This is a genomic window from Aeromonas sp. 160P (assembly GCF_055193095.1).
Genome location: NZ_JBUXKV010000001.1, coordinates 3,237,376 through 3,252,880 on the forward strand (window position 1 = coordinate 3,237,376; position 15,505 = coordinate 3,252,880).

The following is a 15,505-nucleotide window of genomic DNA, read 5'->3' on the forward strand; positions in this document are numbered from 1 at the left end:
GGGTTCTTTTTTGTCTGGAGATAATTTCATGTTTGAATTTAAGAAGGCAGAAATCGGGGTTATAGAAGAAGATCAGCCTGAGCCCCCCCACCTTAAGTTTGCGATAAAGAAAGTCTCGTTTGACCCAAAACAGCCGCCTATCTCGCTAGCTGATGGCTTCCCAATCTGGATCGGTTGCGATGCCGAATGGAGGTGGTTGGATACTGGTAATAAAGTTCTGTCTTACCAATCTTTTGCGATCAACCATGATAACGCGGTGTTTAGCAAAGTTTATTACCCTGATGAGGGCAAGCGCTTCTCCTTTGAAGCGTTCATTTCGCAAGTGGTTGAGGACTGCCGTGCAGCTGGCTTAATCAAAAAGTGGCCACGAACGATAGTCGTCGTAGCTCACTTTCTGCGTGCCGACCTCAGTACGTTCAAAGACTTCTGGCACATGAAGACTCGCCTGGATGGTCAGGGTGGGAGCGTAGTCGGACAAATTATTACCGATAGTGGCTATGGCGTTGATGAAACCGCTGAACGCAAGCGCCGTGCTCCGTTAAAACCCATCACACTACGCGATCGCAATCGCAAACCCCAGAAATCGATAATCCAATTCGTCGATACCCTCTTTTTATCCCCCAACAAATCGCCGTTGTCAGCGCTGGGCTCAATGCTCGGCTTGCCCAAGGTGGAAATCCCCGAGGGTTACAGCATCGAGCGTATGGATGAGCTGTTGGTTGGCGACAAGGAGGCGTTTGAAAGGTATGCCCTGCGCGATGCTGAGATTGCTGTGCAATATGCCCTGAAAGTACGCGGTTTTCTCGGCAGTCAGTTCGGTTTGCAGAAGCTTCCTAGGTCATTGGGGGCTGTCGGTGTTTCTGTATTTCGGCGACTACTCAAAGACGCTGACATCGACTACATGGTGGCTTTCGGGCTGGAGCTCGCCAAGATTGAGCGCTGGAATACCGGAAAAGGCAAAGTCACGACAAAGGCGGTGACACGCCCATCTCCTGCTCGTGGCCTGTATGAAGATCTTGCTATCCGCAGCTACCACGGTGGCAGGAATGAGTCATTCATGATAGGCCCTACCGAGATAGGGGATTGGTATGACTGGGACCTGAAGGGCGCTTATACCACGGGGCTTTGTGACCTGTTGGTGCCTGACTACGCCAACATGCATACGAGTTCTGACCCTCAAGACTTTGTCGGTCACGTCATGGGCTTCGCCTACATTGAGTTCACTTTCCCTGCTGGCACTAGCTTTCCCTGTTTTCCAGTTAGATCCGAGCAATATGGGCTGCGCTTTCCTTTATCAGGATTGGCGTATGTCACTGCGCCAGAAATCGAATTGGCTCTCTCCATGGGCGCCAGCATCCATATAAAACACGGTGTCATTGTGCCCTGGCTATCGGGTAGTGGGCCTCTGTTCGAAGAATTCACGCGGATGATCCAGCGGCTACGTCAGGAGTACCCCAAAAAGAGCCTCGAAGAGGTGATGGTCAAGGAAATCGGTAACTCGCTCTACGGGAAGCTGGCCCAAGGGCTTCGCGATAAGACTGCGTTCGATACTGCTACCGGTAAGAATAATAAGATCGGCCCCTCGGCTGTGACCAATCCATACATGGCGGCTCATACAACGGGCCTGATCCGGGCGGTGTGCGGTGAGCTTCTTCACCGGATCCCCTTACATCGCACGGTGGTATCGGTCACTACCGATGGTTTCCTCACTGATGCCCCTTTGGAGGAGCTCGACCAGACTGGGCCTCTGTGTCGTCGTTATCAGGCGCTGTGTCAGCAGTTGCATGGTGATGAGAGTGGCGACCCCGTGCCGATGCTGGAACTGAAGCACCATGCTCGCCAGATTGTGTCTATCAAAACGCGGGGACAATGCACCGCTATCCAAGGTGATACGCCCCCTGTGCTGGCTAAAGCTGGCGTTAAGTGTGCGGGAACGACAGAGGAGCAGAACGAATGGATCATGCGGCTCTACCTTGACCGTGAGCCAGGACAGAAGATCGACGCCAGTCACCTGATCTCGCTTCGGGAGCAGTGGCTAACGGAAAGCGACCTAATCGAAATAAAGAAGCAGAGCAGGCTGTCCTACGAGTTCGACCAGAAAAGGCAGTTGGTTAATCCCCAGATAGTAGAAGTGGCCGGTGGGTCGCATATTGCTTGCGATACGGTGCCTTGGGGCGATGCTGGCATGGCGGATCATTGCCGTGCCCGTTTCGAGGGTTGGCGAGAGGACAACTGCCTCAAGACCTTGGAGGATTGGGCTAGTTGGGAAGATTACTACGAATCTGCGCTAGCTCTGCAAGGTTCCAAGATGCGGGTTCGCGAGGATGGCTCGCTGGGCATCTTGACCCGCATTCTGACCCGTTCACTGGTGCAGAAGGCTTGGTTCGACCACACGATGACTTACGGCGAGATTTCGGCGTTGCTGACGTCGGTGGGCTTGCCCGTCACGGTCGACACCTGCAAGAACAGCAAGCGGGCCGCTCTACCGGAGAATGTTGTACCGGTGACTGGCGAGGTGTTGCGGGTACTGGCTCTGCTGCTACGACAAGTCCCTGAATACCCACTTGAGCCTTTATTCAAGCCCGAGCGTCTTGATGAAGTTAAAAGTCGTCTGAATTCTATGGAGATATCACATGCCTGAACAACAATATGGCCGTCAAATTCTTGCGGAGGCCCATTATCTTAGCTCCGCCATGAAGGCTCGTAAACCCAAGTACGGGAGTCGCGAGCTCCCCTACTTGATAAAACAGTATATGCCTAGCTTGGCCCAAACGCCCCAGTTCGAGCGTCAACTATTCTCCCTGATTGCGCAGACTCCTGACTGGGGGAGTAATCAGTTTCTCTACAGGGTTTTTGAGTTGATTGGGCAGCATTTTGGGGTTGCTGTGCCAGATAGGCTAAGAGCTGCGCCGAGGGTGACCCGACTGGATGCACTTGCCGATGCAGTTGAAGATCGAAAGCTGCAGATAGAGGCTGATAACGAGGATTTTCGGTTGGAGATGATGGCTGATGAGCAACGGCCATGAGATGATTAATTAATCGGTATCATATGACAACGCCGTAGCCCATAGCTGCGGCGTTTTTTTTCTAGCGATTCAGTTTGCAAGCTACCTGATTCTGCATGTCTTTCTGATTGACTTTTATTAGATAGATTACTATTATCCGCCCCGTCTTAACGAGACAGGCAATTCCTCCTTAGTTCAGTCGGTAGAACGGCGGACTGTTAATCCGTATGTCACTGGTTCAAGTCCAGTAGGAGGAGCCAATTCCCTCGTAGTTCAGTCGGTAGAACGGCGGACTGTTAATCCGTATGTCACAGGTTCAAGTCCTGTCGAGGGAGCCAAATTCTAAAGCCCAGCCTTTTGGCTGGGCTTTTTCATATCCATCTCTCCATTGTTTCAAGCTGAGCCAGCTATCCCTCACTTCATAATTCCCACATTCCTCTCGCTGTGAACAATCGACACTCCCTGTTTTCTCGCGACCCAAATTCGACTAACGACGGCTCCGGTCCCTATCCGGTGGTAATCCCCCCGAAAACCTGGGGTGCTCATAAGTAGAATTTTCTCGTATCTTGAACGCAGGAGGTTCTAACATGAAAACATCACGCTTTAGCGATGCCCAAATCATCGCCATCCTCAAACAGGCCGAGTCTGGCTCACCCGTCCCTGAACTCTGCCGCGAGCATGGCATCAGTTCCGCGACCTTTTACAAGTGGCGCGCCAAATTCGGTGGCATGGATGCCTCTCTCATGGCTCGCCTCAAAGAGCTGGAGGAGGAAAACCGCCGCCTCAAGAAGATGTATGCCGAGGAGCGCCTCAAAGCCGAGATTATCGCCGAGGCCATAGCAAAAAAGTGGTGACGCCATCTGCCCGCAGGGAGATGGCTATCAAAGCCGTGTCGCTCTTTGCCATTTCTATCCGGCTAGCCTGCAACATCTTCAAGGTCAGCGAAGGCTGTTATCGCTATCAACCCATGCTCGCCGATGAAAACCAGCTTATTGCGGATTGGTTGCTGCGTATCACCAACAGCCAGCGGAACTGGGGCTTTGGCCTCTGCTTCCTCTACCTGCGTAACGTCAAAGGGTTTGCTTGGAACCACAAGCGGGTCTACCGGATCTATCGGGAGCTTGAACTGAACTTGCGCATCAAGCCCAAGAAGCGACTGGTACGTGAAAAGCCACAGGCTCTGGCCGTGCCTGCCCAGCCTAACCACTGCTGGTCGATGGATTTTATGCACGATCAACTGAGCGATGGCCGGTCAGTGCGACTGTTTAATGTGATCGATGATTTTAACCGCGAGGCGCTGTGCATTGAGGTCGATTTTTCATTGCCCGCTTCACGGATCAAGCGCGCACTGGAACAGGTGATTGAGTGGCGTGGCAAACCGGCGATGATCCGGTGCGATAATGGACCAGAATATATCAGCGAAGTGCTCAAGGCGTGGGCGGCGAAACAGGAGATCACCTTGGGGTATATCCAACCAGGCAATCCTCAGCAGAACGCGTACATAGAGCGGTTTAACAGAACGGTACGTTACGATTGGTTGGCTCATCATCTGTTTGGCACGCTGGAGGAGCTCCAAGAGTTTGCAACCCAATGGCTGTGGGTTTATAACCATGAGCGGCCCAATATGGCGCTGGATGGTTATACCCCGAAGCAGCATCTGGCAAAGGCTGCATGACCTCTACTTTTGAATGCCCCTAAAAATGGGGGGATTACCGTCCGGCGCTCACTCCACCATGAGGCCGAAAATACTAAGATTTTAAATGCATATTAAAATCATGTTCATCCTGAACATCAGGCCCTGAGCTAACCACTCAGGGCCTTTTTCATATCCACGATCCAAAGGAAAAAACATGTTTATCCACCAAATTTTGCGCAAGCAAGTAGCTGCGATCAGCATCAAGCCTATGAGGGACGGTGGGCTCGACTTCACGGTCAAGGGCAGCACCAAAGGCGCAGCCAAAGGAGCCATCACCGGAGCGGGTATCGGTGCCAGAGGCGGTATCCCTGGAGCCGTCGCAGGCACCATCATCGGCGGCACCATCGGCTACATCACCGGCCCAGCGGACTGAGGGAGGTTAGCCATGGATGAGTTTATTCAAGAAGGGAAATACGCTTCCCACGAGACGCTCAAGGGGTATGCCTACAGCTGGCAAACGCTGAGCTTGCTGATGCAGGAGGTCATTACAACACCGACAACCACTCGTGCTAATAAAATGTGACAACACGAAAAGATTATTTTTTGAGCTATTAATGACACCTAACTTTCAACCCTTTGAAATTGTCCACAACATGTTTTTTGTTGTGGACAATAGAGTTTATTAATGGCTATTTTGCACTTCTCATTTGCTCTGTTAGTCGCCTTTTTCTGCTAATCTACCTGCAATTCCCTGCGCTACTGATCCAGATCCAGATTTCATATTGCCGAGAGATTCCCCGATGACGGATCCATATTCTCGTGTTGCCAGCTGATTAAGCCCTTGCCAACACGGTTCGCTCACTCCTGACACAATGAGGGTGACTCCCGGCGCAGCAGGGCTTCCCACTGGTCAATGATGCCTTGATAGGTATCAGCGGCGTTGTAATGGGTTGTCGCATGCGCCTGCGCATTGCGTCCCAGTGTGGTGATCCGCTCGGGCATGGCATTTAACGTCCCCAATACCCGGGCAAGATCGTCCGGATCATTGGGCTGATATTTACAACACTCCACCCCATCGTGCAGGCGTTGATCCCACCAGGCGCCATCGGCGGGGATCACCACACACAATCCCGCTGCCATCGCCTCCAGAATCGAGAGTCCAAAAGGCTCTTGCTGGCTGGTCGATACAAAAATGCCGCACTCAGACCTGATCTCATCGAGGTTTACCGGATTGGCATGCCAGCGGGTGCCCGGAAGCTCGGGCGCAATGGGGCTGCAGGGTTGTAAACTGTTTTTCGGCTGCAGATAGCACACCACCAGCTCGGGGCGCTCGCCGCGCATCTGTTGATGAGCCGCCAGCATGGTCTCCAGGCCCTTCCAGCGCAGCAGTGAGGCTGCCCACAAGATATCGGTGCCACCAGAGGTAGCGGTCGGCCAAGAGTGGTCGCTCAAGCCATTGGTAAATGAGTGCCAATGGGGTGGGAAATGGGATTGACCGAGCCGGGTCAGGATCGCCGTCAACGAGGGACGGCAACTGTCGAGGTAAAACACCGCGCGCGCGCGCCACAAGGCGCGAGCAGATAACCCCGAGCAGCCGACAGGGCCGTGAATAAATTGCACCACCGGGATCCCCAGTAACTGGCCAGCCCAGTAACAACAGAGATCGACCCCGGGGCCAGACGCTGCGACGAGGCAGCTGACGCCCCCCAAGCGCCACACTTGCCACAGGATCAACAAGGTCTGCCACCCTTGCTTGAGCAGATAGCGCCAACCAGACTCCCGCCCTCGCACGATGGCGGGGATCCACAGCCGATGATGTGGGCAATGGGGCCAAGAGTCGACATCTTCGGTCATCACATGACACGCCATCGCAGGCATCCGCTTGCTCAGCTCAGCAAGCACCACCTCGGTGGCCACCTTGGATCCCCCCCGAAACGCGATAGGATCCACAATCAGCACCTTGTCCGCGCCCATCTGGCTACTCATCGCTGTTTATCTCCCATTAGCTTGCCCCCACGTCCGGCTATGAGGATCGATAACCTGGCCAGCATGGCCTGCCCTTGCGCAGCGACTCGTTGCCACAGCCAACCGGCGATAACCCGGAAAGGTTGGCGTCCCTCCCCCGCCCATCGCCCCGCCAGCGCATCAGACCACACCTCGGTCACCTTGCTGACATAACGGGCCACGGTGAAATGCCGCGCCGCCCGTTGCTGCCCCGCTCGCCCCATCGCACACCTTATTTGCGGATTGCTCAAACGCTGCCAATGGCAAGCCATCTGACGCCAGTCTCCCGGCTCGGCCAGCAGCCCGCTCACCCCGTCTTCGACCACCTCAGGGATACCGCCCACCCGATAGGCACTGACCGCAAGCCCCAGCATACCTGCTTCTGCCAGAGTCAGACCAAACACCTCCTCGCGGGCACCGGATACCAGAACATCAACGCCACCGCGCAAGATGGCCGCGCTATCAGCCCGCTCCCCCAAGAAGTGCACCCGCGCGGTGACCCCCAGTTCGCTGGCCAAGCTGGCTAATGCCTGCTGCTCGGGGCCACTGCCGATCACCAGCAGTTGTGCCTCCTCGCCCAACCGGGTCAGTTCTGCAAGGGAACGGAGCAACAGATCCACCCCCTTGCGTTTGATCAGTGAACCGACGGTCGCGATGATCAACTGCCCCGCTGGCAAACCCGGCAGACCCATGACAGGCCACTGGGGGCCCTCGTTCAGCCTGGCGGCATCGACACCGTTGGGTATCCTGATCAGCCGCTCTGTACCACAACCATCTTGCTGCCAAGCGGTCAACACAGGTTCGCTCACCCCGATCAGCACGCTTGCCTGGTGCACCTTCAGGGTGAATCTGTCTCTGGGTTGATAACGGGCATGCAGATGGCACACCAGAGGAACCTGCACATCGCGACATACACCCGCCAGCCACTGGCAAGGGGCCGCGCTATTGGCATGCACCAGTGCAATCCGGTGTTGCTGGATCAAGCTGGCGGCACGCCGTTGCAACTGGCGATATGCCGCTACATCAAAGCGGGGAGCTTGCCAGCCGAGCAACAGAGAAAAGGGCTCGACCAGCACCTTCACGCCCAGCAGCGCGGCCTCATCTGCCAGCCGCTGGCTATTGCACCAGAGCAAGGGGGTAAAGCGGGCGCGATCAAGATGGGCCAGCAGATCCAGCAAGCAACGCTCGCTACCGCGGATCCAGTTCTCACCGTAATGCACCAACAGGACCGGAATTGCGCTCATGATTGTGCTCCTGCATTGCGGGTTCTGACCGATCTGCCGCCTCATCAGTGGCAACCCGGGCTTGCTGCACATACTTGATGGCCGCGACCGCCAGTGCCAACTCCAGATAGATGGGCCAGGTAAAACCCTGGGTTAAAAATGAGCCCGAGATGACAAACCCGACCATGCTGGCCATCACCCCTTGCATAGCGGTGATCACTGCAGGGGGCATGCCAACTAGCTGACACTGCCAGCAACGGCGCAACGTCAACGCCACCATGCCGATAAACAGTGTCAAGCCCACGAACCCTGTCTCTGCCAGCACCCCGAACCAGGTCGAATGGACGGCGTGATTAAGCCCGTCCCAATGGGGGCTGTAGAAGAAGTAGTTGTAGTAAAAATTGGATAGCCCCACCCCCACCAGCGGATGTGCCAGCGCCATCCCCCACGCCGCTTGCCAGGCGTAGATGCGGCCCATGGCCGAGGCATCGACCCCGCTCTCGGCGGCGCCGCCAGATGCCCGGTCGCTGATCCCGGCCGCCACAAACAACACGCTCAGTGCCAGCGTGCCCGCCATGATCAGCAAGGTTTTCGACTTCACCCGCTGCCAGGCAAACAGGCCACAGACCGCGCAAATGCCCAGCAAGCCCCCGCGACTCTGGGTGGCAATAATGGCGGCGGCGGTCAAGGCAAAGCCAAGCCCGCCCAGCAAGCGCCCCCCCAGCCCATTACCCTGATTGAGCAGCAAGCTCAGCGAAAAGCCGGCAGGAAAGAGCAGCACCAGCGCCAGATCGTTGGGGTCCCCCAGCACAGAACCCAGCTCACGTCCAATGGTCACCCGGGTTTGCTCCACCAGCCCGATCCCGCTCGCCTTGTTGTAGAGGGCCACCAGCGCCACCAGGCAGCCGGCCAAGACAAATACCCGCACCGCCAACGCAAAATCCCCCGGGGTGCGCACCAGCCAGGCGGTGGCCAGGGTCATCAGGTAGATCTTGCTGTAGCTGCCGGTCCAGGTGGCGATCGCCTCACCCCGGTTGCTGGCAAACAGCACGCCGATGGAGACCATCAGGAAAAAGGCGCTCAACCAGCTCAGGGCCGGGTGCCAGTAAGGCTTGATCCGGCCAGTCAGCAGGATGTGCCAGGCCAGGGCGCCAATGGCCGCCAGTGAGAACAACAACGGGATTTTGAGGGGATAGAGCTGGGGAAACACCTCGTGCAAGCGGAAAAACGAGAAGGTGACAAAGCCCAATACCATCAGAAATGGCCAGCGCAGGGCAAACCAGATGGCGGGGATCGCCAGCCCAATCACCGGCAGCAGTAACGGATGGGGTAATCGCCACCACAGCAGGGCCACGACGAGACAAATCGCCAATGCCCACAGGGCATGACTCAGGCGACCCATTGCCCACCCCACACCATGGCCAAGGCACAACCTGAACTGGCCCAAAGGGGGGCCAGCCGATAGGGCAACGGCAATAACCGCTGGCTCACCAGATAAAACGCCAGAGCCCGAACCAGATAGACCAGCAGCAGGGTCCAGATCACCCCATCCACCCCAAAGCGGGGGATGGCAAGCAAAAAGCCAACGACCCCGAGCAAACTGCATCCCAGATTGATAACCATCTGTGCCTTGCTCTCTTCGCCGCTAAAACAGCCGACATTGAGCAGATCGGAGACGTTGCGTACCGCCATCCCCAGTACCAGCAACGGGATATAGGCAATCGCCCCGTGATAGCTCTCCGGCGTGAGCAGCCGGATCAACAAGGGAGCGGTGAGCCCGACCACCCCGGCAGTGGCAAAGCCCAGCACCGAACCCAGCACGCTGTAGTGGGCATTGAGGCGCAGGCCATCGGGCTCTTTGAGCAGCATAAAACGGCGGGGATACCACCAGAGGGCAAAAGGTTGCAGCAACAGCCCCACCGCCAGCGCCAGCTTGCCCGCCACCGCGTAATAGGCCAGCAGCGCCTCGCCCACCACATCGGCCAGCAGCAGACGATCAAGGCCGCTTAAGGAGAAACCCGCCAGCCCGCTCACCACCAGTGGCAAGCCATAGCGCAGCACCGGCCGATAGTGCTGCCAATCAAAGCGGATCCCGCTATCACGCCATTGCCACAGGCTCAGCAGCAGGGCCAGGGCGATGCAGGTCAGGGTACCGGAAGCCAGCACCCCGCTCACCCCCCAGCCGAGCCAGAGCCACCAGCCGGTCAGCAGCGACTGGATCAGCGCCTTGCCTGCGGTCGCCACGAAAAAAAGCTTGGCCTGATTGCGCATCCGCAGCCACGCCAGCGGCACCCCGATCACCCCTTCAAATGGCAGGGCGCAGAGTACCCAGCGCACATCCGCAAGACGGGTTTCAACCGGCAGCCAGGCTTGCACCACAGGCGCCAGCACCCAGAGCAGCAGCAAACTGGCCAGCGCAATGATCCAGACCAGGCCGAACATCCGGGCGACCACCTGCTGGCGGGCCTGCTCATCGGTGGCCAGTCCGGCAAAGCGGTAGAGCGCATCCACCAGCCCGAACCCGAGAATGAGGGAGCCCAGATTAATCAAGGTCAGCAGTACCTCCAGCTGACCATATTCACGAGGAACCAACAGATGAGTCAGCACCGGCAGCATCAACAAAGAGATCCCCTTCATCAACAGCAAGCCCGCGGCATAATAGACAATGGCAATTTGGTTCACACCCAGTCTCATAAGGCCTCCCAGCCACCCTGGTGGCTTAGCCGCCGGGCATCATTGCTTATCTCACTGCTGCAATAATGCAAAGGGCACGCCAGTTAACCCGAATGAGACAGATCCCCGTCCCCTTACCTCTGCGCCTCATTGCGCTGCGAACAGCCAGCCCAGCAAGTCCAAAATGAGACTGCATATTGGGTGAACGATTGCGTTTTGCACAACCACTGACGCAAATTGCACCCCGCGGCGGGATCATCCCCGTTTCACTGCGCCCCCCTGCCCGATAAAGAGCTCCCCACGCGGTTGGCCCGATCCCTGCTAGTACCTCGCAGCACCAGATAAACAGGGAGAGATCATCATGAACACCCTCAGTCTGTACCGGGTCAAAGCGTGGGCCAAACAAGGGGAAACCCCGCTGGCCCGCAGAGTGTGGCGACTCGCCAAAGGGGCTCGCAGCTGGTCTTTACCACTGATCCCGCCGCTTCATCGCCTGCTCTATCGCCTCTATCTGGTGAGTAGCCATGGCATCGCTACCCTGATGCGCACCCTCTGGTGGACTCCGCTGTTTCAATCTCGCCTGACCGCCCCTGCTCCCCGCCTCTATCTCTATGGCGGCATCCCCTATATCAGTGGACCCGTCGCCATAGCCATAGGGGCCGATTGCCGCCTGAGCGCCGCCATGACCATTAGCGGCCGCACGGCGAGCCGGGCCCCAAGCTTGGTGATCGGCAATAATGTCGGGATTGGCTGGCAGACCACCCTGGCCGTTGGCAGCAAAATAGTGCTGGGAGATAACGTCAGGATTGCCGGTCGCGCCTTTCTGGCTGGCTATCCCGGCCATCCGCTGGATGCCTGTGCCCGCGCCCGGGGGCTACCGGATGCTGATGAGCAAGTCGGCGAGATAGTGCTCGAACGGGATGTCTGGCTGGGTACCGGCGCCATGGTGATGGCCGGTGTCACCATAGGTGCGGGCACTGTGGTTGCCGCTGGCAGCATAGTCACCCGCAGTCTGCCTGCCGGGGTGCTGGCAGGTGGCGTGCCTGCCCGAGTGATCCGGCAGTTGGGGAGTCAGGATGACAGGGAAACCCTGGGCAACGATAGCGAGGAGAGCCCGCAATGACGCAGCATCATAGCAAACCGCAATTGGTGGTATTAGGGGAAGACTGGGGCCAACACCCCTCCAGTACCCAGCATCTGATCAAACGCCTGCTGCCCGATTATCAGGTGCTGTGGGTCAACTCCATTGGGCTGCGCCGTCCTCGCTTTAACCTGCGCGACATCACTCGCATCGTGCGCAAGCTGGGCGCCGTGGTGCAGCGCGCCGCCCCCGCCGGTCACCTCGATCCGAGCGAGAGCCAAGGCCAGGGCCAGGGCCAGGGCCAGCATCAGGTGCAAACTCAACAGACGCCCGAGATACTGCCGCCGCTGGCGCTGCCACTGCCCGGCAGTCGGCTTGCAGGCAAGATCAATGGCCACTGGCTGGCCGCCCAGATCCGCCGGCGCTTACCCCAGCTGGATCGTCCGCTGCTGTGGATCTCCTTGCCAAGCGCGGTGGATCTGATTGGCAAACTGGGTGAGCGGGCGGTGATCTACTACTGCGGTGATGATTTCTCTGCGCTGGCGGGGGTCGATCATCAAGCCATTGCCCGCTGTGAAGCCAGATTGGTGGCCCAAGCCGATTTGATCCTGGTGGCCAGCCCGGCACTGGCCAGTCGCTTCCCCCCCCACAAGACCCGCCTGCTGAGCCATGGGGTGGATCTGGATCTGTTTATGCCGCCACAGCCTCGCCCGGCAGATCTCCCCAGCGGTCGGCCGATTGCCGGATTTTATGGCAGCCTGAGCGAATGGATCGATGTGCCGCTGCTGGCTGACACGGCCCGCGCCCTGCCCCACTGGGATCTGGTATTGATTGGGCCCAAACAGACTGACCTCAGCGCGCTGGAGGGGATCTCCAACATCCATCTGCTGGGGCCCAGACCACACCATACCTTGGCGGCCTATGCCCAGCACTGGCAGGTCAGCCTGCTGCCCTTTGTCGACAATGCGCAAATTCGTGCCTGTAACCCGCTGAAATTGCGCGAGTATCTGGCGGTCGGCCGTCCTATCGTCAGCACTGATTTCCCGGCACTGGCAGGTTACCGTGAACTGGTGCATCTGCCGCGAGCCGGTGACAATCTGGCCCACGCCATCAATCAGGCCGCCTGCGATGGCCCTCGCCAGAATTGGTTTCAAGCCAACGAATGGGAAGCCCTGACGGAGCAGGGCGGGCGTCAGGGCCGGCAACAGCGGGTCGCGGGCCAGAGCTGGGATGACAAGGCCGCTGATCTTAAATCCTGGTTGGCAGCGATCTGCTGATGGGCCGCGCCACATTCTGGAGACGACATGGGCACAGGGGAGGCTTGGCCACCCTGCTCTGCGGCTGTTCGCTGCTCTATTGCGCGTCCTTGTTCAGCGCCACGCAGTTGCCTGCCCCCATCCAGCTGCCCCTCACTGGCACCCTGACCCCCCAGCGCCTCAATCTGAGCAATGTGCCCTGGCCTGTGGGCAGCGACGATGAGCTGGTGATCGAGGGTCATAATCCGGACACACAACCGCAAACGCTGATTTTACGGGTCGATGACAAGGCCTCGGTCAACTACCGCAGCCGGGTCAATCAGGAGCGGATGGTCGCCCCGGGCCCCTTCACCCTGCGCTTTGCCTTAAGTGATTGGCGCACCAGCCAACCACGGCCACTGGCCCTTGATGAGATAACCAAGATCTACCTGTTTATGGCCGATGACGCGCCCCCACTGACCATTAAACGCTGGTTCTGGGAGCCCGGCTTGACCCTGCCAGAGGGCACCATTGCGCTGGATCTGGGGGCGGCCAGTGCCCCGCGTTTTACCGGCTTTGAGGCCCTGAGCCCGGGGGATCCCCGATTGCTCGGCCACCCCACTCCGGTGTTGCGCCCCTCCGGCGATGCCCTGGTGCGCGATGGCCTGCGCAATCTCGACGGGGTACGCCTTGAGGTGGAAAAAGGGCGCTACCAGCTCACCCTGTGGCTCGATGACCCCGGCGAGTGGGAGTATCTGCCCCACCCCTTCGAGCGCAGTGTGCTGGTCAATGGCGAGCCCATTTGGGCCGAGCAGTGGCAGCCGCAAACATGGCTAACGCAGCGCTATCTGGCCGGGCAGTCCCGCGAGGCGCTGCCAAACCCGGATCCCTGGCAGCTGTTTGGGGCCCGTCAGGGGGGCCCGGTCCATGTCACCCTGAACCACCCCGGTGGCCCGCTCACCATTACCCTTGTTGGCCACACGCCGGATGCCAAATACCTGGCCGGGCTGCTGCTGGCCCCTTATCCGGCCAGCACCGGCAAGGCCGATATTCCGACAGATAAACCACCCCGCACTATACCGTCCGATGCTGCAACCCGGGGGCTGGCCGATGCCACCGACCGGGTGCTAACCAAGCAGCGCCAGCTGTTTTTGGAAAAATGGACCCTGGCCCCCTATCCGCAGCTGGCCCCTGCCAAGCAGCTCAGCCTCACCCCGATCAGGGATGCGGCCGCGACACTTTCGGTGATCCCTGCTGCACCGGAGCAAGCGCTCAAGCTCGCCGCGCAGCCGCAACTGGCGACCCTTGGCGGCCAACTGCTGCTGGAGTTTGCCATCCACGCCGCCAGCGACGATCCGGCCCCCTTGCTGGTGATCCAGCCCCCCGAGCACGCAGGCTCGCCGCTGGCGCTGACCCCCTATTACGGTCAGTGGCATCTGGTTCGCCCACAGGCGAGCGGCACCCTGCTGGCCCCCTCGGATCAGGAGCTGGTCGAAGGCGTGGCCGGGCTCACCCTGCGGGCGGGAGTGCCCCGCCGTCTGGTGCTGCACATCACCATCCCCCGCGACGCCCCGGCGGGTCGCTATCAGGGCAATATTCAGCTGCTCAGCCAGCAGCAACTGGTGCAGCTGCCGCTGACTATCGAGGTGCTGCCGCTGACCCTGCCTGCGGCCAGCAAGCCGGTTGGCATCTACGTCGAAGCGCCCCCCTATCTGAATTGGCTCAGCCCCAACCCCGAGGCGCTGCAACAGCAGATCGCCACAGCCAGTCGCTGCGATCTGCAGCGGCTCGCCAAGCTCGGGATCAACGGCCTCTCCCCCGCCCTGCCACAAGATGAAGCGGGGATGCGGGATATCATGGGAGAAGCGGCCGGGCTCGGATTTGTGCCACCGCTGCTGGCCTATAACCCGCTCAAACGCTGGGGGGGCGACCCTGCCAGCCAGCTGGAGCAGTGGCAGGCGCGGCAACAGGCGCTGACCGCCAGCGGCTTGCCACCGCTGGCATGGAGCCTGTTTGATGAGCCGGATCTCGCTACCCTGCCCGCCATCACCACGCTGGCGCGGGAGATGAAACGGCGCGACCCTGCGGTGATCCGCGCGGGCCACTTCAATCACCCGGGTCAGGTTGGTCTGCTAGAAGAGGTGGAGATCGCCCTGATCAACGCAGGCTTTGGTGCCGACAAGGCCGATGTGGAGCGGGTGCGCCAGCACAAGGTCACCCCCTGGTTTTACAATCTGGGCACCCCGAGAGCCGCCGGTTTTTACCTGTGGCAGAGCGGCGCCGAGGGCTATTTGCAGTGGCATGGTCGCATGCCCACCGCCCTGCCCTACGACCCCACCGATGGGCGGGAGAGCGACTTTATGCTGCTCGGCCCGCAAGCCTGCGAGGCGCATCGCCTCTCCCACGACCTGTTGCTGCTGCAGCAAGCCATCGAGGATCTGCGCTGGCTCGCCTGGCTGGAGCAGGAGGCCCGCTATCAGGTAGAGGCGGCCCTGCTGCTGCAACGTCTGCGCGAACAGGTGCCGACCCACTGGCAACTGGCGGAGCAGCTACCGATCAGCGAGTGGTACCGCTGGCGAAAAGAGATTGAACAACTGGCCAAGCACTTGAAAACATTGCAAACTGGTGCCAACTCATCGCCCTGAAGT

Annotated in this window: 12 protein-coding genes and 2 tRNA genes; 10 read left to right on the plus strand and 4 right to left on the minus strand. The window is 59.0% G+C overall.

Annotation, left to right across the window (positions count from 1 at the left end; translation table 11 throughout):
* Positions 1 to 28: 28 nt before the first annotated feature.
* The 7 genes from ACY8FN_RS15125 (at position 29) to ACY8FN_RS15155 (ending at position 5,224) form a co-directional block, all read left to right on the plus strand.
* On the plus strand, positions 29 to 2,641 hold the full coding sequence (locus tag ACY8FN_RS15125) for a DNA polymerase type-B family protein (protein ID WP_463100469.1): 2,613 nt from the start codon (positions 29 to 31) through the stop codon (positions 2,639 to 2,641).
* Positions 2,634 to 3,026, plus strand: a complete 393-nt coding sequence (locus tag ACY8FN_RS15130) for a hypothetical protein (RefSeq protein WP_463100470.1) — start codon at positions 2,634 to 2,636, stop codon at positions 3,024 to 3,026. The genes ACY8FN_RS15125 and ACY8FN_RS15130 overlap by 8 nt, the downstream gene beginning before the upstream one ends.
* Positions 3,027 to 3,189: 163 nt before the next feature.
* Positions 3,190 to 3,265: transfer RNA gene (locus ACY8FN_RS15135), tRNA-Asn, on the plus strand.
* Between the two features lie 2 nt (positions 3,266 to 3,267).
* Positions 3,268 to 3,343, plus strand: a tRNA-Asn gene (locus ACY8FN_RS15140).
* A 249-nt stretch (positions 3,344 to 3,592) separates the two neighbouring features.
* Positions 3,593 to 4,680, plus strand: a protein-coding gene (locus ACY8FN_RS15145; protein ID WP_463099321.1) for an IS3 family transposase whose coding sequence is annotated in 2 segments (ribosomal slippage) — positions 3,593 to 3,842 and positions 3,842 to 4,680 — 1,089 coding nt in all. Because the reading frame shifts where the segments join, the coding sequence is not laid out codon by codon here.
* Between the two features lie 175 nt (positions 4,681 to 4,855).
* Positions 4,856 to 5,074: a hypothetical protein gene (locus ACY8FN_RS15150; protein WP_463100471.1), complete on the plus strand. Its 219-nt coding sequence runs from the start codon at positions 4,856 to 4,858 to the stop codon at positions 5,072 to 5,074.
* A gap of 12 nt (positions 5,075 to 5,086) precedes the next feature.
* Complete coding sequence (locus ACY8FN_RS15155; RefSeq protein WP_463100472.1) at positions 5,087 to 5,224, plus strand: hypothetical protein; 138 nt, start codon at positions 5,087 to 5,089, stop codon at positions 5,222 to 5,224.
* 275 nt (positions 5,225 to 5,499) lie between these two features.
* Here ACY8FN_RS15155 and ACY8FN_RS15160 read toward each other — a convergent pair whose 3' ends face one another.
* The 4 genes from ACY8FN_RS15160 to ACY8FN_RS15175 are packed head-to-tail and all read right to left on the minus strand — an operon-like array spanning position 5,500 to position 10,562.
* A complete protein-coding gene (locus tag ACY8FN_RS15160) occupies positions 5,500 to 6,627 on the minus strand; it encodes a glycosyltransferase family 4 protein (RefSeq protein ID WP_463100473.1) in 1,128 nt (375 codons plus the stop codon).
* Complete coding sequence (locus tag ACY8FN_RS15165; RefSeq protein WP_463100474.1) at positions 6,624 to 7,889, minus strand: glycosyltransferase family 4 protein; 1,266 nt, start codon at positions 7,887 to 7,889, stop codon at positions 6,624 to 6,626. The genes ACY8FN_RS15160 and ACY8FN_RS15165 overlap by 4 nt, the downstream gene beginning before the upstream one ends.
* Complete coding sequence (locus tag ACY8FN_RS15170) at positions 7,852 to 9,270, minus strand: O-antigen ligase family protein (RefSeq protein ID WP_463100475.1); 1,419 nt, start codon at positions 9,268 to 9,270, stop codon at positions 7,852 to 7,854. Before ACY8FN_RS15170 ends, ACY8FN_RS15165 begins: the two co-directional genes overlap by 38 nt.
* Positions 9,258 to 10,562 carry a lipopolysaccharide biosynthesis protein gene (locus tag ACY8FN_RS15175; RefSeq protein WP_101319662.1) on the minus strand — a complete coding sequence of 435 codons (1,305 nt, stop codon included), beginning with the start codon at positions 10,560 to 10,562 and terminating at the stop codon, positions 9,258 to 9,260. Before ACY8FN_RS15175 ends, ACY8FN_RS15170 begins: the two co-directional genes overlap by 13 nt.
* 340 nt (positions 10,563 to 10,902) lie before the next feature.
* On the opposite strand from ACY8FN_RS15175, the gene ACY8FN_RS15180 reads away from it, so the two are divergent.
* The 3 genes from ACY8FN_RS15180 to ACY8FN_RS15190 are packed head-to-tail and all read left to right on the plus strand — an operon-like array spanning position 10,903 to position 15,502.
* A complete protein-coding gene (locus ACY8FN_RS15180) occupies positions 10,903 to 11,664 on the plus strand; it encodes an acyltransferase (RefSeq protein WP_463100476.1) in 762 nt (253 codons plus the stop codon).
* Entirely contained in the window at positions 11,661 to 12,899 is a 1,239-nt protein-coding gene (locus ACY8FN_RS15185) for a glycosyltransferase (protein WP_463100477.1), read from the plus strand. Before ACY8FN_RS15180 ends, ACY8FN_RS15185 begins: the two co-directional genes overlap by 4 nt.
* The gene (locus ACY8FN_RS15190; protein WP_463100478.1) at positions 12,899 to 15,502 is read left to right on the plus strand and encodes a hypothetical protein; all 2,604 of its coding nucleotides are present in this window, start codon (positions 12,899 to 12,901) and stop codon (positions 15,500 to 15,502) included. The genes ACY8FN_RS15185 and ACY8FN_RS15190 overlap by 1 nt, the downstream gene beginning before the upstream one ends.
* The last annotated feature ends 3 nt before the right edge of the window (positions 15,503 to 15,505 follow it).